Annotated in this window: 22 protein-coding genes, 1 other RNA gene and 1 pseudogene; 12 read left to right on the forward strand and 12 right to left on the reverse strand. The window is 62.6% G+C overall.

Annotation, left to right across the window (positions count from 1 at the left end):
• Window positions 1–188 precede the first annotated feature (188 nt).
• Window positions 189–2,501 carry a glucose/quinate/shikimate family membrane-bound PQQ-dependent dehydrogenase gene (locus tag AC0NIE_RS17855; protein WP_473485277.1) on the forward strand — a complete coding sequence of 771 codons (2,313 nt, stop codon included), beginning with the start codon at window positions 189–191 and terminating at the stop codon, window positions 2,499–2,501.
• A 5-nt stretch (window positions 2,502–2,506) separates the two neighbouring features.
• Here AC0NIE_RS17855 and AC0NIE_RS17860 read toward each other — a convergent pair whose 3' ends face one another.
• Entirely contained in the window at window positions 2,507–2,665 is a 159-nt protein-coding gene (locus AC0NIE_RS17860; RefSeq protein ID WP_473485278.1) for a hypothetical protein, read from the reverse strand.
• Between the two features lie 372 nt (window positions 2,666–3,037).
• Between AC0NIE_RS17860 and AC0NIE_RS17865 the strand changes: the two genes are divergently transcribed.
• Window positions 3,038–3,943 (forward strand): dienelactone hydrolase family protein, encoded by a 906-nt coding sequence (locus tag AC0NIE_RS17865; RefSeq protein WP_473485279.1) that lies wholly within the window; start codon window positions 3,038–3,040, stop codon window positions 3,941–3,943.
• A 97-nt stretch (window positions 3,944–4,040) separates the two neighbouring features.
• On the opposite strand, the gene AC0NIE_RS17870 is transcribed toward AC0NIE_RS17865, so the two are convergent.
• Entirely contained in the window at window positions 4,041–4,946 is a 906-nt protein-coding gene (locus AC0NIE_RS17870) for an EamA family transporter (protein WP_473485280.1), read from the reverse strand.
• Window positions 4,947–5,035: 89 nt separating this feature from the next.
• On the opposite strand from AC0NIE_RS17870, the gene AC0NIE_RS17875 reads away from it, so the two are divergent.
• Window positions 5,036–5,515, forward strand: coding sequence for an Lrp/AsnC family transcriptional regulator (locus tag AC0NIE_RS17875; protein WP_473485392.1), 480 nt, complete (start codon window positions 5,036–5,038; stop codon window positions 5,513–5,515).
• A 24-nt stretch (window positions 5,516–5,539) separates the two neighbouring features.
• On the opposite strand, the gene AC0NIE_RS17880 is transcribed toward AC0NIE_RS17875, so the two are convergent.
• From AC0NIE_RS17880 to AC0NIE_RS17890, 3 genes are all read right to left on the reverse strand, one after another.
• Window positions 5,540–5,737: a hypothetical protein gene (locus AC0NIE_RS17880; RefSeq protein ID WP_023676715.1), complete on the reverse strand. Its 198-nt coding sequence runs from the start codon at window positions 5,735–5,737 to the stop codon at window positions 5,540–5,542.
• Window positions 5,738–5,849: 112 nt separating this feature from the next.
• Window positions 5,850–6,350, reverse strand: a complete 501-nt coding sequence (locus AC0NIE_RS17885) for a thioesterase family protein (protein WP_473485281.1) — start codon at window positions 6,348–6,350, stop codon at window positions 5,850–5,852.
• Window positions 6,351–6,534: 184 nt separating this feature from the next.
• Window positions 6,535–7,308 (reverse strand): hypothetical protein, encoded by a 774-nt coding sequence (locus AC0NIE_RS17890; RefSeq protein ID WP_473485282.1) that lies wholly within the window; start codon window positions 7,306–7,308, stop codon window positions 6,535–6,537.
• Between the two features lie 95 nt (window positions 7,309–7,403).
• Between AC0NIE_RS17890 and AC0NIE_RS17895 the strand changes: the two genes are divergently transcribed.
• Together AC0NIE_RS17895 and AC0NIE_RS17900 are read left to right on the forward strand one after the other, a co-directional pair.
• The gene (locus tag AC0NIE_RS17895; protein WP_473485283.1) at window positions 7,404–8,816 is read left to right on the forward strand and encodes an FAD-binding oxidoreductase; all 1,413 of its coding nucleotides are present in this window, start codon (window positions 7,404–7,406) and stop codon (window positions 8,814–8,816) included.
• Between the two features lie 94 nt (window positions 8,817–8,910).
• The gene (locus AC0NIE_RS17900) at window positions 8,911–12,945 is read left to right on the forward strand and encodes an AsmA family protein (RefSeq protein ID WP_473485284.1); all 4,035 of its coding nucleotides are present in this window, start codon (window positions 8,911–8,913) and stop codon (window positions 12,943–12,945) included.
• Between the two features lie 6 nt (window positions 12,946–12,951).
• Here AC0NIE_RS17900 and AC0NIE_RS17905 read toward each other — a convergent pair whose 3' ends face one another.
• From AC0NIE_RS17905 to AC0NIE_RS17920, 4 genes are all read right to left on the reverse strand, one after another.
• On the reverse strand, window positions 12,952–13,179 hold the full coding sequence (locus AC0NIE_RS17905; protein WP_023798778.1) for a ribbon-helix-helix domain-containing protein: 228 nt from the start codon (window positions 13,177–13,179) through the stop codon (window positions 12,952–12,954).
• A gap of 20 nt (window positions 13,180–13,199) precedes the next feature.
• Window positions 13,200–13,445: a DUF4169 family protein gene (locus AC0NIE_RS17910; protein ID WP_473485285.1), complete on the reverse strand. Its 246-nt coding sequence runs from the start codon at window positions 13,443–13,445 to the stop codon at window positions 13,200–13,202.
• An 18-nt stretch (window positions 13,446–13,463) separates the two neighbouring features.
• Window positions 13,464–13,997, reverse strand: a complete 534-nt coding sequence (locus AC0NIE_RS17915) for an SspB family protein (RefSeq protein ID WP_473485286.1) — start codon at window positions 13,995–13,997, stop codon at window positions 13,464–13,466.
• Window positions 13,998–14,115: 118 nt separating this feature from the next.
• Complete coding sequence (locus AC0NIE_RS17920; RefSeq protein ID WP_123151926.1) at window positions 14,116–14,805, reverse strand: TetR/AcrR family transcriptional regulator; 690 nt, start codon at window positions 14,803–14,805, stop codon at window positions 14,116–14,118.
• Between the two features lie 163 nt (window positions 14,806–14,968).
• On the opposite strand from AC0NIE_RS17920, the gene AC0NIE_RS17925 reads away from it, so the two are divergent.
• Entirely contained in the window at window positions 14,969–16,174 is a 1,206-nt protein-coding gene (locus AC0NIE_RS17925; protein ID WP_473485287.1) for a multidrug effflux MFS transporter, read from the forward strand.
• 47 nt (window positions 16,175–16,221) lie between these two features.
• Here the strand turns inward: AC0NIE_RS17925 and AC0NIE_RS17930 are convergent.
• Window positions 16,222–16,789, reverse strand: a pseudogene (locus AC0NIE_RS17930) (AAA family ATPase).
• A gap of 155 nt (window positions 16,790–16,944) precedes the next feature.
• Window positions 16,945–17,302: a transfer-messenger RNA gene (ssrA, locus tag AC0NIE_RS17935) on the reverse strand.
• 169 nt (window positions 17,303–17,471) lie between these two features.
• Between ssrA and AC0NIE_RS17940 the strand changes: the two genes are divergently transcribed.
• The 6 genes from AC0NIE_RS17940 to AC0NIE_RS17965 all read left to right on the forward strand — a co-directional run bounded on the left by AC0NIE_RS17940 (window position 17,472) and on the right by AC0NIE_RS17965 (window position 22,101).
• The gene (locus tag AC0NIE_RS17940) at window positions 17,472–17,783 is read left to right on the forward strand and encodes a DUF2853 family protein (protein ID WP_473485288.1); all 312 of its coding nucleotides are present in this window, start codon (window positions 17,472–17,474) and stop codon (window positions 17,781–17,783) included.
• Between the two features lie 172 nt (window positions 17,784–17,955).
• Window positions 17,956–18,750 (forward strand): thymidylate synthase, encoded by a 795-nt coding sequence (locus tag AC0NIE_RS17945; protein ID WP_128246442.1) that lies wholly within the window; start codon window positions 17,956–17,958, stop codon window positions 18,748–18,750.
• A 295-nt stretch (window positions 18,751–19,045) separates the two neighbouring features.
• Window positions 19,046–19,843, forward strand: coding sequence for a molybdate ABC transporter substrate-binding protein (modA, locus tag AC0NIE_RS17950; RefSeq protein WP_473485289.1), 798 nt, complete (start codon window positions 19,046–19,048; stop codon window positions 19,841–19,843).
• A 13-nt stretch (window positions 19,844–19,856) separates the two neighbouring features.
• Window positions 19,857–20,561, forward strand: a complete 705-nt coding sequence (gene modB / locus AC0NIE_RS17955; RefSeq protein WP_123151922.1) for a molybdate ABC transporter permease subunit — start codon at window positions 19,857–19,859, stop codon at window positions 20,559–20,561.
• Window positions 20,558–21,670 (forward strand): molybdenum ABC transporter ATP-binding protein, encoded by a 1,113-nt coding sequence (gene modC, locus AC0NIE_RS17960; protein WP_473485290.1) that lies wholly within the window; start codon window positions 20,558–20,560, stop codon window positions 21,668–21,670. Before modB ends, modC begins: the two co-directional genes overlap by 4 nt.
• Window positions 21,671–21,759: 89 nt before the next feature.
• Window positions 21,760–22,101 (forward strand): winged helix-turn-helix domain-containing protein, encoded by a 342-nt coding sequence (locus AC0NIE_RS17965; protein WP_095494709.1) that lies wholly within the window; start codon window positions 21,760–21,762, stop codon window positions 22,099–22,101.
• Between the two features lie 129 nt (window positions 22,102–22,230).
• Here the strand turns inward: AC0NIE_RS17965 and cobF are convergent, their stop codons facing one another.
• Window positions 22,231–23,004: a precorrin-6A synthase (deacetylating) gene (gene cobF / locus AC0NIE_RS17970; RefSeq protein WP_473485291.1), complete on the reverse strand. Its 774-nt coding sequence runs from the start codon at window positions 23,002–23,004 to the stop codon at window positions 22,231–22,233.
• Window positions 23,005–23,207 lie beyond the last annotated feature (203 nt).

Below are 23,207 nucleotides of genomic sequence, written 5' to 3' on the forward strand. Positions count from 1 at the left end.
GGCCAGAAGTGTCTCCGTTTTGTTCTCAATCCAGGCGGGGGAGTTACAAATCCGGTAGAACACCACCTATAGCGCCAGCCTGCTTGACAGCCATGGCGGGCCGGAGAAAGTTGTGCTCGGGGCAGGAACGCAATGCCGGGTTGCCCATTGACGCGTGCGAAGCGCGCACCAGTCGAAGGAGCATCGTTTTGGCTGTCGTCATCACCTCCCTCATCCTTTTCCTTATCGGCCTGGTACTCGGCGGCGGCGGCATCTGGTTAGCTTCGCTAGGCGGCAGTTGGTATTACGTCATTGCCGGCATAGCCTTCCTCGTCGCTGCCTGGCTGCTCTACAGGCGCAAATCCATGGCGCTGTGGCTGTACGCGGCGATCGTCATCGGCACGCTTTGCTGGGCGGTCTGGGAAACCGGCTTCGACTGGTGGGAGCTCGGTCCGCGCGGCGGCATTATCGTGCTTATCGCGTTGTGGCTGCTGACACCGTGGGCGCGGGGCGGGCTCACCGGTCCCGATGGTCGCGCGCCGCTGATCCTCGCCGTGCTGGCGTCGATCGGCGTCGCCGGCTATTCGATGACGACCGATCCAAAGGATATTGCCGGCGAACTCAACACCGACAAGGTGACGCCGACCGCCGATCGCGGCGGCAATGTGCCAGCCGGCGAATGGTACTATTACGGTCGCACGACGTATGGCCAGCGCTATTCGCCGCTCGACCAGATCACCCCCGAAAACGTTGCCAATCTGCAGCCGGCCTGGACCTATCGCACCGGCGATGTGAAAGGGCCCGACGATATCAGTGAGACGACCTATCAGGTGACGCCGCTGAAGGTTGCCGACACGCTCTACATTTGCACGCCGCACAATTTCGCCATTGCGATCGATGCCGCCAGCGGCAAGGAGAAATGGCGCTTCGATCCCAAGATCAAGTTGGACAAGGACCGCCAGCACCAGACCTGCCGCGGCGTGTCCTATTATGCCGATGCCAAAATCGCCGCCGGCCAGCCCTGTGCGGCACGCATCTATCTGCCGACATCCGACGCTAGGCTGATCGCGCTCGACGCCGCGAATGGCCAGGTCTGTCCCACATTTGCCGAAGGCGGCACGCTGAACCTGCTTGCCAACATGCCATATCCGAAGCCGGGCTATTATTATTCGACCTCGGCGCCGCTGATCGTCGCCAACAAGATCATCGTCGGCGGCGCGGTCAACGACAATTATTCAACGCAGGAGCCGTCCGGCGTCATCCGTGCCTTCGACGTCGACACCGGCGCCCTGATTTGGAACTGGGATTCCGGCAATCCGGACCAGACGACGTCACTGGCGCCGGGTCAGACCTATACCCACAACTCTCCCAACATGTGGTCGACAGCGAGCGCCGACGAGAAGCTCGGCTTGCTCTATGTGCCGCTCGGCAATCAGACGCCGGACCAGCTCGGTATGGGGCGCAGCGCCAATGTCGAGAAATTCTCCTCCTCGATCACCGCGCTCGATCTCAACACCGGCCAATTGCGCTGGGTGCGGCAGACCGTGCATCACGATCTGTGGGACATGGACGTGCCTGCGCAGCCGACGCTGGTCGACATCACCACGGCTGGCGGCGTGGTGCCGGGGCTGGTCGGGCCGACCAAGCAGGGCGACCTCTATGTACTCGACCGGCGCAGCGGCGAGCCGATCGTCCCGGTCAACGAAGTACCGGCGCCGGGCGGCGCGATCGAGGGCGACCACACCTCGCCGACGCAGCCGGCTTCGGATCTGAGTTTCAATCCGGAGCCGCTGACCGGGGCCGACATGTGGGGCATCACCATGTTTGACCAGCTGGCCTGCCGGATCGAATTCCTGAAACTGCGCTACGAGGGCCGCTATACGCCGCCGTCGCTGCAAGGCTCGCTGATCTATCCCGGCAATTTCGGCACATTCAACTGGGGCGGCGTCGCCGTCGATCCGGTCCGGCAGGTGATGTTCGGCATGCCGACATACCTGGCATTCATCTCCAGGCTGGTCCCGCGCGCGGACGTGCCGCCGCCGGGCGATACCAAGGGCAGCGAACAGGGCCTAAATCGCAATGACGGTGCGCCTTACGCAGTGATATTGAAGCCGTTTCTGTCGCCGCTCGGCATTCCCTGCCAAGCGCCGCCCTGGGGCTATGTCGCGGGCGTCGATCTCAGGACCGGCAAGATCGTCTACAAACACCGCAACGGCACCGTCTACGACATGACGCCGCTGCCACTGCCGTTCAAGGTCGGCGTGCCGGGCATTGGCGGGCCGATGATCACCGCCGGCGGCGTCGCCTTCCTTGGTGCTGCGGTCGACGACTTTTTCCGCGCTTATGATCTGACGACCGGCAGGCAGCTCTGGCAGACCCGGCTGCCGGCCGGCGGGCAGTCGACGCCGATGACCTACACGGTCGCCGACGGTCGTCAGTTCGTGGTCATCGTCGCCGGCGGCCATGGCTCGGTCGGTACCAAGCCGGGGGATTACGTGATGGCCTATACGCTGCCGAAATAGGGCGTTCAGTCGTTGGTTTTCGAGCGGCTGCCGGCAGGCCGGCGCCGGTTGCTGCGGACCTTGACCGTCGATCGCCTGGCCGCCAAGGCGGCTGACCGCAGCGCCAGCAGCGCGGCGCCGGCAAGCACGAATGCGCTTACAAGGATCGGGGTCGGGAAGATCATGGGCGTTGTTCCTTCTTGTCAGAGCCAGCCACGGGGTAGGCAGGATCACCACCGGCGGCTTTCGTTTATACTGCGGCAGCACCGCCAAGATTGTCGGCGATGACCAAAATTTGATGAAGATGCGGCACATTCGCGTCATGGCCTTTCGGGCTGAGACCAGCAGACAGGCCTTGGCGACGACGCCGAAGAAGGCCCACGGCTGTCGCCTTGAATTGTCCTAGCTGAGGAAATCGCTCCGACGGTCCATAGCCAATGCAGGCCGACCGGCGTTGTGGAGTGCATGCTAGGGCCTCACTGATCCGTGACTGGACCATGCGGGCTTCGACCCTATGTTGCGCGGCGGGAGTGTTTCCCGAAGCCGAGGAGAGCGCCATGACGAAACCTAGCCCTGCCGGCCCAGCCGTCACGACACCCGCCATTACCCAGGCGATGATCGACGCCTATGACGAATACACGCATCTGACGCTCGACCGGCGGCGCTTCATGGAACAGTTGACCAGGCTTGCCGGATCAGGTGCGGCGGCGGCCGCAATCGCGCCGCTGCTGGCTGCGAATTCGGCCCGGGCAGGGATCATTGCCGAGGACGATTCACGCGTGATGGGCGAGGACATCAGCTATCCCGGCAGCGGTGGCGAGATGAAGGGCTATCTGGTCAAGCCGGCCGGCCAGTCCGGCAAGCTCGGCACCGTCATCGTCGTGCATGAGAACAGGGGGCTCAACCCGCATATACGCGATGTGGCGCGGCGCGTGGCGCTGGAAGGATTTGTGGCGCTTGCCCCGGACTTCCTGTCACCGCTCGGCGGCACGCCGGCCGACGAAGACAAGGCGCGTGAGCAGTTTTCCAAACTCGATCCGGCGCAGACCATCGCCAATGCGGTCGCAACGGTCGCTTTCCTCAAGGGATACGCGGATGGCAACGGCAAGGTCGGCGCGGTCGGCTTCTGCTGGGGCGGCGGCACGGTGAACACACTGGCTGCCAACGCGCCGGATCTGGCTGCCGCTGTCGCCTATTACGGCATGCAGACGAAGGCCGAGGATGTGCCGAAGATCAAGGCGGCGTTGCTGCTGCATTATGCCGGGCTTGACACCCGCATCAATGCCGGCATCGACGCTTTCAGGAAGGAGCTCGATGCAGCCGAGGTCGAGTACACGATCTATGTCTATGAAGGTGCCAATCATGCCTTCAACAATGACACGTCCGCCGCCCGCTACGACAAGAACGCGGCGGACCTCGCCTGGGGCCGGACAAGCGCCTTCCTCAGGGAGAAGCTGGCATAGAGCGGCGGACTCTCAGGTCGAACCGTGCCGCCGCTCCATGTTTTGGTTTGAGCATCGGATTTTCCCAAAACCGGCTGCCACTTTTGGGTCCGATGCTCTAGTCACGCGCCGGTTTGTGGAAAGCGACACCGGCCACCACCAGCGCGATGCCGAGGCAATCGGTGGGGCTGGGTATCTGGCGGAGCACAATGACGCCGATCAGCGTGGCGGTGACCGGCAGCAACGACAGCATCAGCGCGAAGCTCGATCGCGGCAGCCGCGACATGGCAAGCTGGTCGCAGATATAAGGGATGACCGAGGAGCATATGCCGACGCCGATGGCGGCGATGAGCAGTGGCGGCGCCGAGAAGGCCGGCAGCGCATCGGTGAAGCCGATCGGCAGCACGATGAGGCAGGCGACCGCCATGGCGGCACCCAGGCCGGCGATGCCGTCGCCAGCGCCGGCGCGGGCAACGCGATGGCCAAGCACGATGTAGCCGACGAACAGCGCGCCGTTTAGGAAGGCCCAGAACAGGCCGATCGGATCGCTTGACCATTTGACATCGATCAGCAGCAAGGTGCCGATGACGGCAACGGCAAGGGCTGCGAGATTGCGCGGGCTTCTGACGCCTACCAGCGCGACGCCGATGGTGCCGACGAATTCGATCGCCGCGACCAGCGAGATCGGCAAACGATCGAGCGCCAGGTAGAAGGAGCAATTCATCACGCCGAGGCAAGCGCCAAAAGCGAGAAGCAGCAGTCGGGTCGGCCGGTCGGCGCGGGCGAAGACCGTCCAGGGCCGGGTCAGCGGCGCGAAGACAAGGGTGGCCGTGACGATGCGCAGCCAGGCCATGCCGAGCACGCCGACATGCGGGAAAAGCAGCACGGCGAAAGCCGGCCCGAGATAATGGAACACGGCGCTGACGCCGAACCAGACATGCGGCGGCAGCGAGGCCGCCAGCTTGCCAAAGACGGGGCCGGCGAGGGCAGGGCTTGCAGCTGGGGCTTGCGCTTGATCATCCATAGGATCATTATCGCAGGCGATCTTTCCGGTTTATATGGATAATGACTAGCCAAAGAGCTCATTGATTTTCTAAAACCGAGGAGTTTTCCCTGAAACGCCTTCGAAACGAAAATTCCGACCTGGATGCGGCTGATCTGAAAATCCTTCGCCTGCTGGAAAAGGATGCGCGCACCAGCACCGCTGAACTGGCGCGCTCGGTCGGCCTGTCGGCGCCGAGCGTGGCCGAGCGCATTCGGCGGCTGCAGGAGAGCGGCGTGATCGAGGCTTACACGCTGCGGATCAATCCGGCCGCGCTCGGCATGAAGCTGTCGGCATGGCTGCGCATCAGGCCTGTGCCGGGACAACTGGCTGTGGTGGCCGAGATCATCCGCGACTTGCCGGAGATCGCCCAATGCGACCGGGTGACCGGCGAGGACTGCTTCATCGCGCTGGCGCATGTCGGCTCGGTGGCCGAACTCGAACGGGTGATCGACCGCATCATTCCGTTTGCGATGACTAACACCGCGATCATCCAGTCGTCGCCGGTGGTGGCGCGTTCGCCGCTGGCGGCAGTGAAGCACCAGCCCTGACGGTTAAGGAATTAAGCGCTGCCGTCAGGCATGCCCGCGCTTCATCCGCGCTTGCTTCAGTATGGCGCGCCAGCGGATCATGGCGAAGGGGATCGGCTCGTTGTTGTTGGCGATGTGGAAGATCTCGTTGTTGAGGTTCTTCAGCGAGCGCCAGAAATCATAGTCGGTGATGCGTGGGTCGGCCGCCAGCCTGTCCGCCTCGACCTTGATGTCGGTTTTCATGCACGTTCCCCGAACCGCTTCAGCCCCGCCGCCCGTGCGGACGGTTTTCGAACGCCGCGCTGAGTCGTTCAACGCCTCAATTCGGCTTGTTCACGTTAAAACCTTGGTAAGGTTAACGGGACTGCGGTTCAAGCGTCTTGCGACGAATACCGATCGAACGGCCGGCGCGCTCGGGCATCGGCAGCGCCGCATGGGCGGCGCGCATCGCTTCGACCTTGGCCAGGACATCGGCCGGGAAGGGCGCCACCTTCGGTCCGGACATGTCGACGTGCAGCGACAGTGATTCGGAAGTGGCAGCGAGCCAACCGTCGACATGACGAATTTCCTGGTAGGCTCTGAGCCGCTTGTCGTCATGGTCGAGGAGTTGGAAGGAGACATTGACCTGGTGGTCGAGATGCAGCTCCCTGATATAGCAGACATGGACTTCCGCCGTGTAGATGGTCAGCCGGCGCTGCTTCGCATAATCCGGCCCCATCCCCATCATTTCGAACGCTTCGTCGGAACAGCGGTCGAACAGCACGTTGTAATAGGCCATGTTGAGATGGCCGTTGTAGTCGATCCAGTCGTTTTCGATGTCCATGGCACGAGAGACGAAGGGGGCAGGGGTGGACATCGAAAACTTCCTTCTCGCTGGACAGGACGTGGCTGGTGAGACTACCCATCCATAAGCCCATAACAAGGGTGGACACTGGTCCATTCGCGGAGGAATAGATGGCTCTGAGCGACCTCAATCCGGTCGAGCGCAACGAAGAAGGCATCGCCGCTGTGCTCGGCATCCTGAGCGCGCGAGACAGCGCTTAAGTTTCTGGCATCACGCGGTAGGCCGCCACCAGGGCAAGGGCGCCTATTGGAAGGCCAAACAGCATCACGATTTTCCCTGCCCCTGCCCAGAAGAGTGCCAAATCATCGCCCGTTGTGTAGCACACGGCATTCAGCCAGCAGTGCTCAGTGCTGGTGTCGAATTCACCGAAGCCGAAGTATGCGCTTAAGCCTGCTAAAATACCAAATAAAGTACAGGCGAATGTGCTAAATGTAGTTGGCCTCTTGCGTAGACCGGCACCGAAGCGCATTACTATCTCGTTTTTTGGCATTTTCGAATAATATATCAGTGCAGGAATGAATATTGCGAAGCCAATAGCCATGAAACAACTCATTATTGATTGAGCTCGAAAGGCCAGTTGTTCGGAAAGCGGCGGCTGAATATCAGTTGCGTATTTCGCAATGACAGGGAAAACGCTTGATCCAATCGCTGACAATAGTGAGCCCACTTGGCCAATCGGGCCTTTTTGAGGTTCCGCGTAGGTAAGAGCTATTGCGAGCGTCTCGCCGAGCGACAAGCTGGTAACGACGCAGATATACACGTACTTTCCGTACCGCTGCGCAAAAGGACCGGGCTTGCGAGTAAAGGCAGGCTCTCTGCGTGTGCTCACAACCGCGAACAGCGCCAGAAAGGCAGAGAAGATAACCGCGCCAAACCAGACAACCCGGCTCTGAGTGGACGCGCTATGCACTGCCCATCCAGGCAAAAGAGCCAAGAAGAGAAAGAAGTAGCCTATCGCCGCATGTATCATTTCTGACCTGAAGGTCGCTGCTGCAACTTGACTAACCCAATGGACATCCGCGCGGCAAGTGGCTTAGACATCCTAGAAAACCGGGATGGAAACATATGGCTCTGAGCGACCTCAATCCGGTCGAGCGCAACGAAGAAGGCATCGCCGCGGTGCTCGGCATCCTCAAGCAGCGGCTCGGCGAGCGGTTCCAGACCGGCGAGGCGATCCGCGCCCAGCACGCGCATACCACCACCTACATTCCGACCCAGGCGCCTGACGGTGTGGCATTTCCGGAGACGACGGCAGAGGTGCAGGAGATCGTGTCGGCCTGCGCCGCGCACCGCGTGCCGGTGATCGCCTTCGGCGTCGGCTCTTCGCTGGAGGGCCATACCAACGCGCCAGGCGGCGGCATCTCGCTGGATATGTCGCGGATGAACCGCATCCTCGCGGTCAACCCGCAGGATCTCGACTGCACGGTCGAGCCCGGTGTGACGCGCGAGGATCTCAACCGGCATCTGCGCGACACCGGCCTGTTCTTTCCGATCGATCCGGGCGCGAATGCATCGCTCGGCGGCATGGCGGCGACGCGGGCGTCGGGCACCAATGCGGTGCGCTACGGCACGATGCGCGAGAATGTGTTGTCGCTGACGGCGGTGATGGCCGACGGCGAGACCGTGACGACCGGCAAGCGCGCAAAAAAGAGCTCGGCCGGCTACGATCTGACGCGGCTCCTGATTGGCTCTGAAGGCACGCTCGGCATCATCACCCAGCTGACCCTGAAGCTGCAGGGCATTCCGCAGGCGATTTCCGGCGGCGTCTGCCCGTTTCCAAGCGTCGAGGCGGCCTGCAACGCGGTGATCGCGACAATCCAGATGGGCATTCCGGTGGCACGCATCGAACTGGTGAATGCGCTGCAGATGCGGGCGATGAAGAGTTATTCGAAACTCGATTATCCCGAAAGCCCATGCCTGTTCGTCGAGTTCCATGGCAGCGACGCCGGCGTTGCCGAGCAGGCCGAGACCTTCGGCATGATCGCCGAGGAATATGGCGGCGGCCCGTTCCTGTGGACCAGCGTCGCCGAGGAGCGGACGAAGCTGTGGAAGGCCAGGCACGACGCCTATTGGTCGTCGCTGACGCTGCGGCCGGGCGCCAAGGGGTTGTCGACCGACGTCTGCGTGCCGATCTCGCGCTTTGCCGAATGCGTCACGCAAACCGAGGCCGACATCGCCGAGATGGGGTTGATCGCGCCGATCGTCGGCCATGCCGGCGACGGCAATTTCCATGTACTGGTGCTGATGGACGCGGACGATCCGAAGGAAATCGAGCAGACGGAAGAGTTTGTCGCGCGGCTGAACATGCGGGCGATCGGCATGGATGGAACCTGCACCGGCGAGCACGGCATCGGACAAGGCAAGGTCGGCTTCCTGCGCCATGAACTTGGCCACAGCGTCGACATCATGCGCACGATCAAGCAGGCGCTCGACCCGCTGAACATCATGAACCCTGGGAAGATACTGCCGGCCGACTAGAGCTTTTTGCTCTTGGAGCGATCGATTTGCCTCTTTATCAACACGCTGATGCGGGTAGAGTGCGGCTGATTTTCAATCAACTGCTTGGGAGTTGATGCTCGCACGCCTGTTCGTGATCTTCGGTGGCCTTTTCGTGCTGGTGCTGTGTGCGGCGCTGGTGGTGCCGTATTTTATCGACTGGACAAGCTACCGTGCCGATTTCGAGCGTGAGGCAAGCGCCATTCTGGGCCGTAAGGTAACCGTTCAGGGCGATGCGACGGCGAGACTGCTGCCGTTTCCCTCCGTGACCTTTTCGAACGTCACCGTTGCCGGTGGCCCCGGCGGCCAGCCGGCAATGACCGTCGAGACTTTTTCGATGGATGCGGAACTGGCGCCCTTCCTGAGCGGCGAAGTGCTGATCTTCGACATGCGGCTGGTGCGGCCGAAGGCGACGATCGACATTGCCGCCGATGGTACGGTCGACTGGGCGATACGCCCGTCGTCACCCTTCGATCCCGGCCAGATCTCGATCGAGAAGCTGACGGTGACGGAGGGAGAGATCGCGCTGCGCCATGCTGCCGGCGGGCGCAGCCATCTGCTTTCCGAGATCAACTCGACGATCTCTGCCAAATCGCTGGCCGGACCTTGGCGGATGGGTGGTTCGCTCTGGCTCGACGGCTTGCGCAGCACGATCATCGCCTCCACCGGCAAGGCCGGCAGTGACGGGCAGATGCGAGTTCGGCTCAAGCTCGATCCAGACGCCTATCCGCTGGTCATCGAAGCGGATGGCAATGCCGGCATCGTCAATGGCGCCGCGATCTATACGGGTCAGTTCAAGGTCGCAAGTTCTGACACGAATGGTGTCGACAAGAGTTCGACGCAGCTTGACGGCACGGACGGTGGGACGATGAAGGCCAGCGCCGGCAAGCCGGAGCCGGGGTTCAGGCTGAACGGCAAATTTTCGCTCGACCACCGGAAGCTTGGTGTCGACGAATTCCGCTTCGAGACCGGGCCGCTCGACAATCCCTACACCGCCGACGGCAAGGCTGCCGTCGAGCTTGGGCCGAACCCAAGCTTTTCGATCGAGGCCGATGGCGCACAGGTGCAGTTCGATGAAGCCGTCGGCGCCGCGGCCGACGCCGGACTGACGCTGTCGGCGCGTGTCGCGGCGCTGGAGCAGGCGCTGCTCGACCTGCCCAAGCCGACCATACCGGGCACCGTCGAGGTGAAGCTGCCGGCGGTGGTGGCCGGCGACACGACAGTTCGCGACGTGCGCCTTTCCGCCGAGCCGGCCGATGCCGGCTGGTCGGTGAAGTCGCTCGCTGCGACACTGCCCGGCCGTGCCAGGCTGGAGGCAAATGGTATGCTCAGCGTCGAGGATCATTTCGGCTTCACCGGTTCGCTGCTTCTGGCGGTGGGGCAGCCTTCCGGCTTTGCCGCCTGGCTGTCGAAAGATGTCGACGAGGCGATCCGCCGGCTGCCGGCCGCCGGCTTCAAGACCAAGGTCGACCTGACCGGGAAGCGGCAGGCCTTCAGCGACCTCGAACTCATTCTCGGCAAGGCGAAATTTTCCGGTCGCATCGATTCCAGCCAGCCCGACGACGCCAGGCCGTCGGTGCTGATGCGGCTCGAAGGTGGCGAGCTCGATGTCGACGGCCTCGCCGCCTTCGCCTCGATCTTCATCAGCGACAAGGGCGCCAACCGTTTTTCCGACCGCGACCTCGATTTCCAGATCAAGGCCGGGCCGGTCAGTGCCGGCGGGCTGACCGCCGATACGGTCGATACGGCGCTCAGGCTACGCGATGGGCTGCTCGAAATCGACCGGCTTTCGCTCAATGGGCTTGCCGGCGCGTCGATCAGCGCCACCGGACGGATCAAGGATTTCCCGGTGAGCCCGACCGGCAAGCTTGATGCCTCCGTGGTCGCCGTCGACCTCAAGCCATTGGTCGATGTGGCGGCGAAGCACTATCCAGACAATGCCGTGCTGAAGGGACTGGCGGGACGCGTGGCGGCCTATCCCGAGCTGTTCCAGGACGCGCGCATCGATCTGGTGACGAGTGCCGCCGCCAATGGCGACGGCACGACGGGACTGGCGGTCAGCGCGCAAGGCAGGGCAGGTCGCTCGGCGTTTTCAGCATCGCTGTCCGGCAAAGGGATGGCCGAGCGGCTTCTCGATGCGCCGGTGTCACTGACCTTCAACGCCAGGAATGCCGACGCCACCGCACTTCTGGCGCTTTACGGGCTGCCGGCGCTGCCGCTCGGCATGCTTGGCGAGGCGACCACCGATGTCTCGGCGAAAGGCACGCTTGGCGGCGGCATGGCGACGAGCTTCAACCTCACCGGCAACGATTTCAAGGCTGGTTTCGACGGGACATTCGCCGGCACGCCACAAGGCGCCACCGCCAAGGGCAAGGTCAGCCTGGAAGCTGCCGACATCGAGCCGTGGCTGATGACGACAGGCGTCGGCTTGCCGGGCATGGGGACAGGCATGTCGACGTGGTTTGCGGCCGACGCCGATTTCGGCAACGGCCTTCTGGTGCTGTCCGGCCTCAGCGGCGCCATCAACGAGGCGGCGGTTTCCGGTGACGTCAATGTTGACGTCAAGGACGGGGTGCCGCATCTTGCCGGCGCGCTGGTACTCGATGAACTGGATCTCGACCCGATGGCGGTGGCGCTGTTTGGTGATCAGGCCTTCCTGGGCGCCGGCGGGGCTTGGCCGACCGCCCCGTTCAGCCAGAAGCCCAGCCTGCCTTTCACAGCCGAACTCGACCTGACCACGGCATCGCTGGTCGCCGGCCCGCTTGCCACGGCCTATGACGCGGCGCTTTCGCTGAAGCTCGACCAGGAAGGCATCCGCGTTTCGGACCTCAAGGCAAAGTTCTCAGGCGGCGCGCTTTCCGGGCTGTTCGAGCTGAAGAACAATGACGGCACCGGGCTTTTCTCCGGCCAGATGAAACTTGCCGGCGCCGATCTGGCAACCGTGATGCCACAGGCCGGCATCAGCGGAAGCGGCGATTTCTCGGCAGCGCTTTCGACCAGCGGCAAATCGGTCGATGCGATGGTAGCGGCGCTGTCCGGTTCCGGCACGGCGGCGCTGAAGGGCTTGACCATTGCCGGCGTCAATCCCGACGCCTTTGGCGCCTTCATCGCCAGGGCCGATGCGATCGGGCGCGATATCGATGCGGCCAAGACCGCCGGCTTCGCGCCGCAGATCGCCGCAGACGGCAGTTTTCCGGCCGGGGATACGGACATCGCCTTCACAATTGCCGGCGGCACGCTGAGGGCACCGCCGGTCAATCTTGAAAATCCGGCGGCGAAGCTGTCCGCCGACATTACGGCGGACCTGAACGCCAGCACGGTCGCGACCGGTGGTTCGATCACTTATCGGCCCGGCGACGAAGCGCTGGTCGGCTCCGATCCGACTGTGAATTTCAGCGTCGACGGGCCGTTCGGCGCCGCGAAGCGGCAATTCGACAGTGAGCCGCTGGCGCAGTTCCTGACCCAGCGCGCGCTTGAAAAGGAACAGCAGCGGGTCGAGGCCATGCAGGCGGCACTGCTTGAAAAACAGCGGCTGCGGCGCGAGGTGCGTTACTACGCGGCCCTGCAAGCCGAGCGTGAGAGGGCAGCCGAGGAATTGCGCAAGCAGCAGGAGGCGGCGCGGCTGCAAGCCGAGGCAGATGCGAGGGCGAAGGCTGAAGCCGAGGCAAAGGCTCGAGCCGAAGCGGAGGCGAAGGCCAAAGCGGATGCGCAGGCGAGGTCTGAAGCCGTGGCCAAAGCCAAGGCGGATGCACAGGCGAAGGCTGAAGCCGAGGCCAAAGCCAAGGTCGAGGCGGAGGCAAGGGCCAGGGCGGATGCCGAAGCGAGAGCCAGAGCGGCGCAAAAAGCGGCGGACGAGGCGGCGAAAGCCGAGGAACAGCAACGCCGGAAAGCGGAAGAGGCGAGGCGGACGGAAGAGGCGAGGCGGATCGCTGCGGAACAAAAGGCAAAGCTCGACGCCCAGCGCAGGGCGGCGGCTGAGCAGGCGCAGAAAATCGAGCGCGCGCCTCAGCCGCCGGCCAATGACAACCCGCCGCCATCAGGATCCGCGCCAAAACCCACGCTTGAACCTTCGTCGATCGACAATCTGCTGAAGTCGCTGGGCGGCGGATAGCTCCACCTAGACCGGTTTCATCCCTCGCTTTGCCCAATCCAGGACGTAGAGCCTGAGCGCCGAGGACAGGTTGGCATCGCGCGGCCGGGCCTCGTCGATTTCGGCGACGAGGGCGGCGAGCGTCAGTTTGCGCGCGGCCGCGATGGCGACGAGATCGTCGAAAAACGGCTTTTCGAGCGAATAGCTGGTGCGATGGCCGCGAATGGTCACCGAGCGTTTCTCGACCGGGCTCACCGGACGTGACTCATTTCACTTCAAGCATCGGATTTATCCGAAAACCGCGGCGCACTTTTCGGTCCGATGCTCGGGGAATCCGGATCGCCCGAGGCTTCGCGGCGATGGCCGGCGACAAACGTTTCTGCTTTCTCGGCGATCAGACGGTCACGCTCCCGGTCGGCCCTGGAACGGCCGTGCAGCGTCCGGTTCTGTTCTGCCAGGCGCCCCTTCTCAGCTCGTGCCTTTTGCTTGCGGGCCTGGCGGAGATTGACGATGTCGGCCATGTCGCGCGGCCCGTCGGATCACTTCTTGCGGAAGGCGTCGAGCGACACCACTTCGGCGCCCTTGGCGACGGCGTCGGCCGCGGCAGGCTTCTTTTCGGCCTCAGCGGTCTTCTTCTTTTCCGGCTTTTTCTCGGCGACGGCGGCCAGCGGTTCGGAAGCGGGCTGGCCGGCCAACTCCTCTTCTGCCGAGGTCTCCGTCTTCACATCGAATTCGAGCTCGAAATTGACGGACGGGTCGTAAAAGCCGCGCACGGCCGAGAACGGGATTTCCAGCTTTTCCGGCACGTCGGAGAAAGACAGCCCGACCTCGAAGCCGGTGTCGGTCACCTTCAGGTCCCAATACTGGAACTGGATGACGATGGTCATCTGTTCGGGATAGCGCTCGCGCAAGCGGGAAGATACGCGCACGCCCGGGGCGCCGGTCAGGAAAGTGATGAAGAAATGATGGTTGCCGGGAAGGCCGGTGCGCGCGACCTCGGCCAGGACTTTGCGCATGACGCCGCGCAATGCCTCCTGGGCCAGAATGTCGTAGCGAATGTGGTCGTCGGCCATGTGGCTGTCGGGTTCCGTTGAATCGTCCGCATAGCTGTAATCAAGCTTGAGCGCGGCGTAAACCGGATATAGACGCCGGCAGCGCAGATGCGAGAGGGCATGCCTCAGATTTGATCGCTCAGGCGCCAGCGAGCGCGCTGTGCTTTTGCGCGTCGGCCGCCGGCTGCCGCTTGCCGAAGGCGCGCAGGAATGTGCGCACGCCATGTGTCGCCGATTGCAGCACCTCATCATCGGTCGGCGTGCCGCCAAGCATGAAGGTCGTCTGCAATTCGGCATTGGCAAGGGCCAGGAACTGGCGGGCCGCGACGTCGGGGTCCTCGATGTCGAGGAAACCGGCATGGGCGAGGCGGGCGAAACGGGCGGCGATAGCCGGCCATGTCCTGCCCGGTCCCTGTTCGCGCCATTCGGCAAACAGCTCGGGATAGCGCTCGCCCTCGGTCTGGATCAGCTTGCGCAGGAATTTTCCATCGCGGTTGCAGATACAGTTGCGGTTCATGCGCACAGCGAAGGCGATCAGATCGGCTTCAAGGTCCTTCGGCTGGTCCGGAAAGGTGGAAATGGTGGCGAAGATGCCGGCATTGCAGCGCTCGGTAAGGTCGCGGACGATGGCGACGAAGAGTTTCTCCTTATCGCCATGGTGGTTGTAGATCGTCTGGCGCGAAACGCCGGCCTCGGCGGCAATCATGTCGATATTGGCGCCGGCGAAGCTTTCGCGGCAGAACACCTCGCCGGCAGCGTCCATGATGGAGGCGCGCTTGGCCTCATGGCCGCGTGGCGGGATGGTGTCAGGAGAAACGTCGTGCTTCATGAAAACTATATAGAGGTGATTGACGAATTAGACAAGAGTGTCTAAATTTATGGACTTATCTTAAAGGAATTTCCTCCGCAGGAAGTCGGAATTTCACGGGACGGTACGTCCTAGGATTACACACGCCCGGTCGGCAAACCAAATTTGAAAGAAACCCGCTATCATGAGTCCCCAATTCCTCCGCATCGCGGTCGTGCTCGGCCTGTTGTCCGCCATCGGCCCGTTCGCCATCGACATGTATCTTCCGGCGCTGCCTTCGATCGGCGCGGATCTGCAGGCCAGCACCGCTGCCGTGCAGATGAGTTTGCTGATCTTCTTTCTGTCCATGGGTTTTGGCCAGATCGTCGTCGGACCGATCTCCGACATGGTCGGGCGCAAGCTGCCGCTCTATGGCGGCCTCGCACTGTTCATGGTCGGCGGCATCGGCTCGGCGCTGGCACCCTCGGTCGAATGGCTGATCGCCTTCCGTTTCCTGCAAGGGCTCGGCGCCAGCGCAGGCATGGCGGTGCCGCGCGCCATCGTGCGTGACCTGCACACCGGCACCGAGGCTGCCAAGCTGATGTCGCTCTTGATGCTGGTGTTTTCGGTGTCGCCGATCCTGGCGCCGCTGACCGGTAGCGTCATCATCGAGAATTTCGGCTGGCGTGCGGTGTTCTGGACGGTGACGGGTGGGGCGGTGCTCGCCACCATCCTGCTGGCGACCTCGCTCAAGGAGACGCGGCCGGTCGAGACGCGTGCAGGCAGTTCGTTCGGCACCGCGCTCTCGGCCTACCGCTTCCTGATGGGCGACCGCAACTTCCTTGGCCTGGCGGCCATCGGCGGCTTCGGGCTGGCGAGCTTCTTCGTCTACCTGTCGAGTTCCTCCTTCATCCTGATAGATCACTACGGGCTGTCGCCGTCGGTCTACAGCATGTTCTTCTCGATCAACGCGGTCGCCTTCATCGGCATGTCGCAACTGACGGGGATGCTGTCCGAACGGTTTGGGCTGAGGCCGGTGGTGCGGGTCGCGGTGGTCGGCTATGCGACGACGATGGTGGTGCTGTTCGCGGTGATGGCGTCCGGCGTCGACCGGCTCGATGTCATGGCGGCGCTGCTGTTCGTCGGCTACGGGTTCCTCGGCCTGGTGATCCCGACGACTTCGGTGCTGGCCATGGAGGCGCATGGCGCGATCGCCGGCACGGCCTCGGCGCTGATGGGCACGCTGCACTTCGCCATCGGCGCGGTCGCCATGGGCATCGCCGGGGTGTTCTTCGACGGCACGCCGCTGCCTATGGTGGCCGGCATCATGCTTTGCGCGGTGATCTCCTTCACGCTGGCCAAGGTGACGCTCGGCCGTCGGCGGGAGGTTGTCGAAGCGCCTGCAGAGTAGATGCTTTCCAGCGAGAGCATGAAAAGGCCGGGTCAGTCCCGGCCTTTTTAACGTCTGGGCTCAAGCCGCAAGCCTGCCTCGGTGAAGATAAATCGCAATCGCGCCTCGACCGGCGCCAAGGGTAACGGGACCAGTTCATAGCCCAATTCCGTGTAGATGCTGGTCAGCGCATGATAGGTGCGTTCGGCCTCGTCAAGGGTCTGCTTTCGTTCGCTGTCCTGCCGAAAAATCTCCGGCCAAGGCGGTGCGATGAAGACTTGACTGGCGTAGCGGAAGCGTTCGGCGGCATTGCTGACGTGGTCGGGCACCGGCAGGCCAGTGAGGCGCAGATAACCAAGAGTGTCCGGCACGCCGCGATCGAAGAAGACGGGGCCGTTCTGTTCGAGGGCGGCTCGATAGGAGCGCAACTCCCAGGACATCATCAGTTCGGCGAACTGCGCCGGATCGTGCCAGGGCAGGGCCGGTCCTCCTATCGCCAAACTGATCGCGGATGATGCCGCGTCCGGCTTCGGGCGAGGTGGCAAGGCCGGCCGACCGCAAGGCTTCGATCAATGTGGTCTTGCCGGAACCCGGACCGCCGGTCAGCACGAAAAATCGATCGGAATCGTTTTGCATTTTTCAGTCCTTTGGACGAATCCGGCCGCCCGCATCTGCCAGCAAGACAGCGTCGCGACAGAGCGCAGCCCAAGAAGCGCGACCAGCAAGCCTGCTGCCGTCACAATATCGAGGGGAGATGGGGATCGGAGGGGAAGTAGGAATCGAAGTGAAGAAGTGGAGGTTTCTGTTGCCAGGTACCTCCGAACCCCGCCTAGAAGTGCGAACCACTAGGGCTTGAATTGAAGCTATCGCACCGCTTACGCGGCGAGACGTGCTTCCGCATAGTTGTCGTTGGCAACTATAAGTTTAGCCCGATAACGGTGGTACAATGCCGGGCAAAAGTACGATCTTTACACCTTCGTCGATCCTATTTCGCCCCCAGCAAAAGCCGCTCTTCGATAAAGCGGTTTTTGGTGGAGGCGCCGGGTACCGCCCCCGGGTCCGAACGGCTTATTTCATCGCCTGTTTATCACCATAGTCGGTCGAGCCGACGAAACAGATATAGGGACCGATCGTGGAAAATGAAAGGCCTCAATTGATGCCTTGTCGTTGTGTCAAACAGCCTCGGGAAGGCTTGACTTGTCAACGGTCTCAACCGAAGCTTGCGGCGGTGAGGAGTTACCGACTTAGCGTACATTTTGCGGCAGCGCGCCACGACCCTCATCGACCCGATCCCGTGGCGCCGACGAGGGGAATTTTGATGGCCGACTATCTCGCAGACGTGAAGAAATACGACGCCGCGGCAGATGCCGACGCGGTCGCCAAGATCGTGAAACATTTGGGCATTGCGCTCAGGAATCGAGATTCCTCGCTGGTGTCCTGCACGGACCCCAAGGAACTCGATCGCGTCAAAACCAACTGGGTTGCCAAAAAGCTCGGCATCGACGACGGCAGCAAGGCGGACGCGGCCATCGAAAAGACTTGTAAGGCGATGGAAGCCGACAACACCAAGAGCCGCGTGACGTTCTATTACCTGGTCGCCAAGGATCTGGGTAAGCTCGCCAGCCTCTGACAATCGTCCTGCATCAGGCATCCTGCATCAGCGGAACGCTGGCACGATTTCCGCGCCGGCCCACAATGTAGTCGCCTGTGGGAACATTCTGCACTTTGACATGTTCGGCCGGCAGCCAGTCGGTTATGATGGCCGGTAACCCGAATCGAGCCCCCGAATCGAGCAGAAGCCGATGCGCCAGTATCTCGACCTCTTAAAGCACGTGCTGGAAAACGGCGCCGATCGCGGCGACCGCACCGGCACCGGAACGCGCTCGGTGTTCGGCTACCAGATGCGCTTCGACCTGGCGCGCGGCTTTCCGGTCACCACCACCAAGAAGCTTCACCTGAAGTCGATCGTGCATGAACTTCTGTGGTTCCTGGCCGGCGACACTAATATCAAATATCTCAACGATCACGGCGTCTCGATCTGGGACGAATGGGCCGACGAGAATGGCGACCTCGGCCCGGTCTATGGCAAGCAATGGCGCTCTTGGCCGGACGGCCATGGCGGCGCCATCGACCAGATTGCCAATCTCTTGAAGGAGATACGCAAGAATCCTAATTCCCGACGGCTGATCGTTTCGGCGTGGAACCCGGCCGAAGTGGAAGCCATGGCGCTGCCACCCTGTCATTGCCTGTTCCAGTTCTATGTCTCGGAGGGCAGGCTTTCCTGCCAGCTTTACCAGCGTTCCGCCGATATCTTTCTCGGCGTGCCGTTCAACATCGCTTCCTATGCGCTGCTCACCTTGATGGTGGCGCAGGTGACGGGGTTGAAGCCCGGCGATTTCGTCCATACGCTGGGCGATGCGCATCTTTACGCGAACCATTTCGAGCAGGCGCGCGAACAGTTGCGGCGCACGCCCAAGGCGCTGCCGACGCTATGGATCAATCCGGAGGTGAAGGACCTCTTTGCCTTCCGGTTCGAAGATTTCCGGCTGGAAAACTACCTCGCCGATGCGACGATCAAGGCGCCCATCGCGGTGTGAGCCGCAAACATCGCGCTTCTACTTTACCCTTTCTCGAAATCGCTCGGTGGCGGTGCTGGGTCGTCCGCCGCGAGTACCGTATCCGATGCTTAGATCCATTTCGGCTTGCAACGTTGCGCTGTGTGCACTGCTATTTATCGTGAGCGGTGGCGGCAACACGCATGCCATTAGCGGACCATTGGCTGGGCCATTGTCCGGGCTGAGTCTGGCAAAAAGCCTTCCTTTGTTATATTCAGGCGGATATATCGACTAGCAGGGTCGCGCCGATCGGATTTTCAAGCCCCTGGAGAGCGTCATGCTGGTGCGCAAGCGTTTCGGATTGAAAGCGGCCGCCATTGGCGGTCTCGCGACGATGTTGATCGCTGCTGTGCCGGCTGCCCACGCGGATGACAGGTTGATCGTCTTCGCCGCGGCAAGCATGAAGAACGCACTGGATGCCGTGAACACCGCCTGCGAGGCCGATGTCGGCGAGGCGGCGATCATTTCCTATGCGGCAAGCTCTGCATTGGCCAAGCAGCTCGAGGGCGGCGCGCCAGCCGATGTCTTCATCTCAGCCGACCTCGACTGGATGAAATATCTGTCCGACAAGAAGCTGACCAAGCCGGATACCGAAGCGAAGTTGCTCGGCAACCAGATCGTGCTGGTGGCGCCGAAGGATTCGTCGGTCGAAACCAGGATCGAAAAGGGTTTTGATCTTGCTGGGCTGATCGGCGATGGCAGGCTTGCCATGGGCGATTTCAAAGCGGTGCCGGCCGGCAAATATGGCAAGGCCGCACTTGAATCGCTCGGCGTGTGGTCCTCGATCGAAGGCAAGGTGGCACAGGCCGAGAACGTGCGCGCAGCGCTCAAGCTGGTTTCATCAGGCGAAGCAGCGCTCGGCATCGTCTACGCCACCGACGCGCACGCCGAGCCCGGCGTCAAAGTGATCGGCACCTTCCCGGAGGATTCGCACCCGTCGATCGTCTACCCGGTTGCCGAGATGGCGGATTCCAAGGACAAGGATGCGCCGGCATTCCTGGAATGCCTGCAATCCGCCAAGGCAGACGAGGTCTTCAAGGCGCAAGGTTTTACGGTCCTTACGCCGAGCAACTGAGGCACACCAAAAGATGAATTGGTTGCTGGACCTCACTCCCGACGAATGGAATGCGGTCCGGCTGTCCGTCAAGGTGGCGACCGTGGCGATGATCGCCAGCCTGCCGCCCGGCATATTGATCGCGCTTGTGCTGGCCCGTGGCCAATTCTGGGGCAAAACGCTGCTCAACGGGCTGGTGCATCTGCCGTTGATCCTGCCGCCGGTGGTTGTCGGCTATCTGCTGCTGCTCTCCTTCGGCAGGCGCGGCCCGGCCGGAGCCTTTCTGGCCGAGCATTTCGGCATTGTCTTCTCCTTTCGCTGGACGGGTGCCGCATTGGCCTGCGCTGTCATGGGCTTTCCCTTGATGGTGCGGGCGATCCGGCTGTCGATCGAGGCGGTCGATCGCAGATTCGAGGCGGCGGCCGGGACGCTTGGCGCCAATCCGCTGTGGGTGTTCGGGACAATCACGCTGCCGCTGATCCTGCCCGGCCTGATTACCGGCGCGATCTTGTCTTTCGCCAAGGCGATGGGCGAATTCGGCGCAACGATCACCTTCGTTTCCAACATCCCAAACGAGACGCAGACGCTGCCGTCGGCGGTCTACACGTTCACGCAGGTGCCGGGCGGCGATGCCGAAGCGCTCAGGCTGACGCTGATCTCGATCGTCATCTCGATGGCAGCACTTGTCGCGTCGGAGGTGCTGGCGCGGCGCGTCGGCAAGCGGATGGACATCGAATGACGGTCGTAATCGATATCAGCCATCGGCTTGGAGATTTGGGGCTCGACGTCCGCTTCGGGAGCGCTGGGCGGCTGACCGCGCTGTTCGGGCCCTCGGGCTCCGGCAAGACGACGCTGATCAACATGATTGCCGGATTGATCCGGCCCGAGAAGGGGCGGATCGAGGCCGACGGCCGCGTGCTGGTCGATACAGATGCGGGCCTGTTCGTGCCGAAGCACAAGCGCCGCATCGGCATGGTATTTCAGGACGCGCGGCTGTTTCCGCATATGAGCGTGGCCAGCAATCTGCGCTACGGCCGCTGGTTCACGCCGACGGCGGAACGCTACGCCGACATCAATGCCGTGGTCGACCTGCTCGGCATCGGTCCTTTGCTCGACCGGCGGCCGGCAAAGCTTTCCGGCGGCGAGAAACAGCGCGTGGCGATCGGCCGGGCGCTGCTCGCCAGTCCAAGATTGTTGCTGATGGACGAGCCGCTGGCTTCGCTCGACGACGCCCGCAAGGCAGAAATCCTGCCTTACATCGAGCGGCTGCGCGACGAGACGAAAATCCCGATCGTCTATGTCAGTCATTCGATCTCGGAAGTGGCGCGGCTGGCAAGCGACGTCGTTGTGCTGGCGCAAGGCAAAGTCGCCGCTTGCGGCCCGACCGGGGCGATCATGCAGCGGCTCGACCTGTTGCCGGCGGAAGAGCGCGGGGAGGGTGGCGCGGTGCTGGACACCGCGGTGCTGCGCCACGACGCAGTCTTTGGCATGACCGTGCTTGGCTCGGCGGCGGGCGAGATCCGCGTGCCGCTTCTGGCAATGCCGGTCGGTGCGCCGGTGCGCATCCGCATCCGTGCCCGCGATGTGATGATCGCCACCGACAAGCCGACGGGTCTCAGCGCGCTCAACATCCTGCCGGGCACGATCGTGGCGATAGAGCCGGGTGAAGGGCCTACGGTCGAGATCGGCATAGACTGCAATGGCGCAACCGTGCTTGCCCGGGTCACCAAGCAATCGCGACAGACGCTGAAACTCCGGCCCGGCCGAAACGTCTACGCGGTGGTCAAGACGGTAAGCTTCGACCGGGCGAACACGAGCGCCGGCCTGCCTGTCGAGGCGGATGGATGACCGGCGGATGATTGTCGCTATATTATTTTAGAATAGCGGTATCGCCGGAGAGCTTCTAGGATGGATGTGGCGTGACTGCGGAGGAGCAAATGCCGTCGCTGAGCTTGCGGATAAACCTCGATCCAGAAGGGCGCATCGGGCCGGGCAAGATCGAGCTTCTGGAGCAGATCGCCGCCTTCGGTTCGATCTCGGCTGCGGCGCGCGGCATGGAAATGTCCTACAAACACGCCTGGGATCTCGTCGAGGACATGAACCGGGTGTTCGGCAAGCCGCTGGTCGCGGCGCAGACCGGAGGGAAAAAGGGCGGCGGCGCCCAGTTGACTCCGGTGGGGCTTGCAGTGGTCAGCCGCTTTCGCGCCATCGAACGGGCCGCGGCTTCCGCGGCTGCGACGCACATGGAAGCATTGCAGGCGGAGATCGATGCTGGGTGAGGTCGGTGGAATCCGTACCGGCCGAGCCTAAAGCGCGTCGCATTTGAACGGATTCATGCGACGCGCTTTAGGTTCTTTTTTATGCATGTCGTTATCGCAAAACCGCTGCGCACTTTAGCGCGACATGCATTACTCCTCTGGCTCGCCGGGCTTGCGCAGCAGATAAGTGTCCATGATCCAGCCCTTTTTCCGCCGGGCTTCGTCGCGGGTCTTTACGATCTCGTCGCCGACATCGCCGAGGCGACCGGAAATGAGAATCTCGTCGGGCGTGCCGAGATAGGCGCCCCAGTGGATGACGAGGTCCTTGTCGTCCAGCCTGTTGAATGCGCATTTACCGTCCAGCATGACGACGGTGCTGCCGGCATTGTCGGGCAAACCTTCCTCGGTAAGCCGGCGGCCGGTGGTGATCTGAATTGCGTCGCCGATGCGGTTCAGCGCCATCTTATGGCCGGCGGCGAGCGCCTGGACGGCAGTGATGCCGGGGATCACCTCGAGCTCGAACTCGACATTGCCTCTCATGCGCACAAGCTCCAGGATGCGCAGCGCGCTGTCGTAGAGCGAGGGATCGCCCCAGATCAGGAAGGCGCCGCAGCCATCTTGCGAAAGCTCGTCGCGGATCAGGCTTTCATAGATCGCGGCGATCGCCTCGTGCCAGTCATCGACGGTCGAGCGGTAGGAGGGCGCCGGCTCGGCCCGCACCGGCACGTCGAATTCGACAAGGCGCGAGCCTGGATTGGTGACGAAGCGGTCGCAGATCTGGCGGCGCAGTTCTGCAAGATCGTTCTTTTTCGCGCCCTTGTCGGGAATGAACAGCACGTCGGCGCGGTTCAAGCCGCCGATGGCCTGCACGGTCATGTGGTCGGGATTGCCGGCGCCGATGCCGATGACGAGAAGCTTGCGCATGGGCGAACTCCTGCCCGATCGGAACGTCGCTGTCCAGACAAGCCTGGCACGGTGATGGCACGGTGGTCATGGCTTGTGCGCAAGCGCCGACGAGTGCACGGAAGGGCTTTGAAATGCCACGTTGAAACGGCTAGAGCGACGTGCGGCCAATCGGACGCACAAAGTACGCTCTAACACCTTTAATCCCAGCATCGTGCTTTTCG

It is taken from the genome of Mesorhizobium sp. WSM4842, from assembly GCF_055901575.1.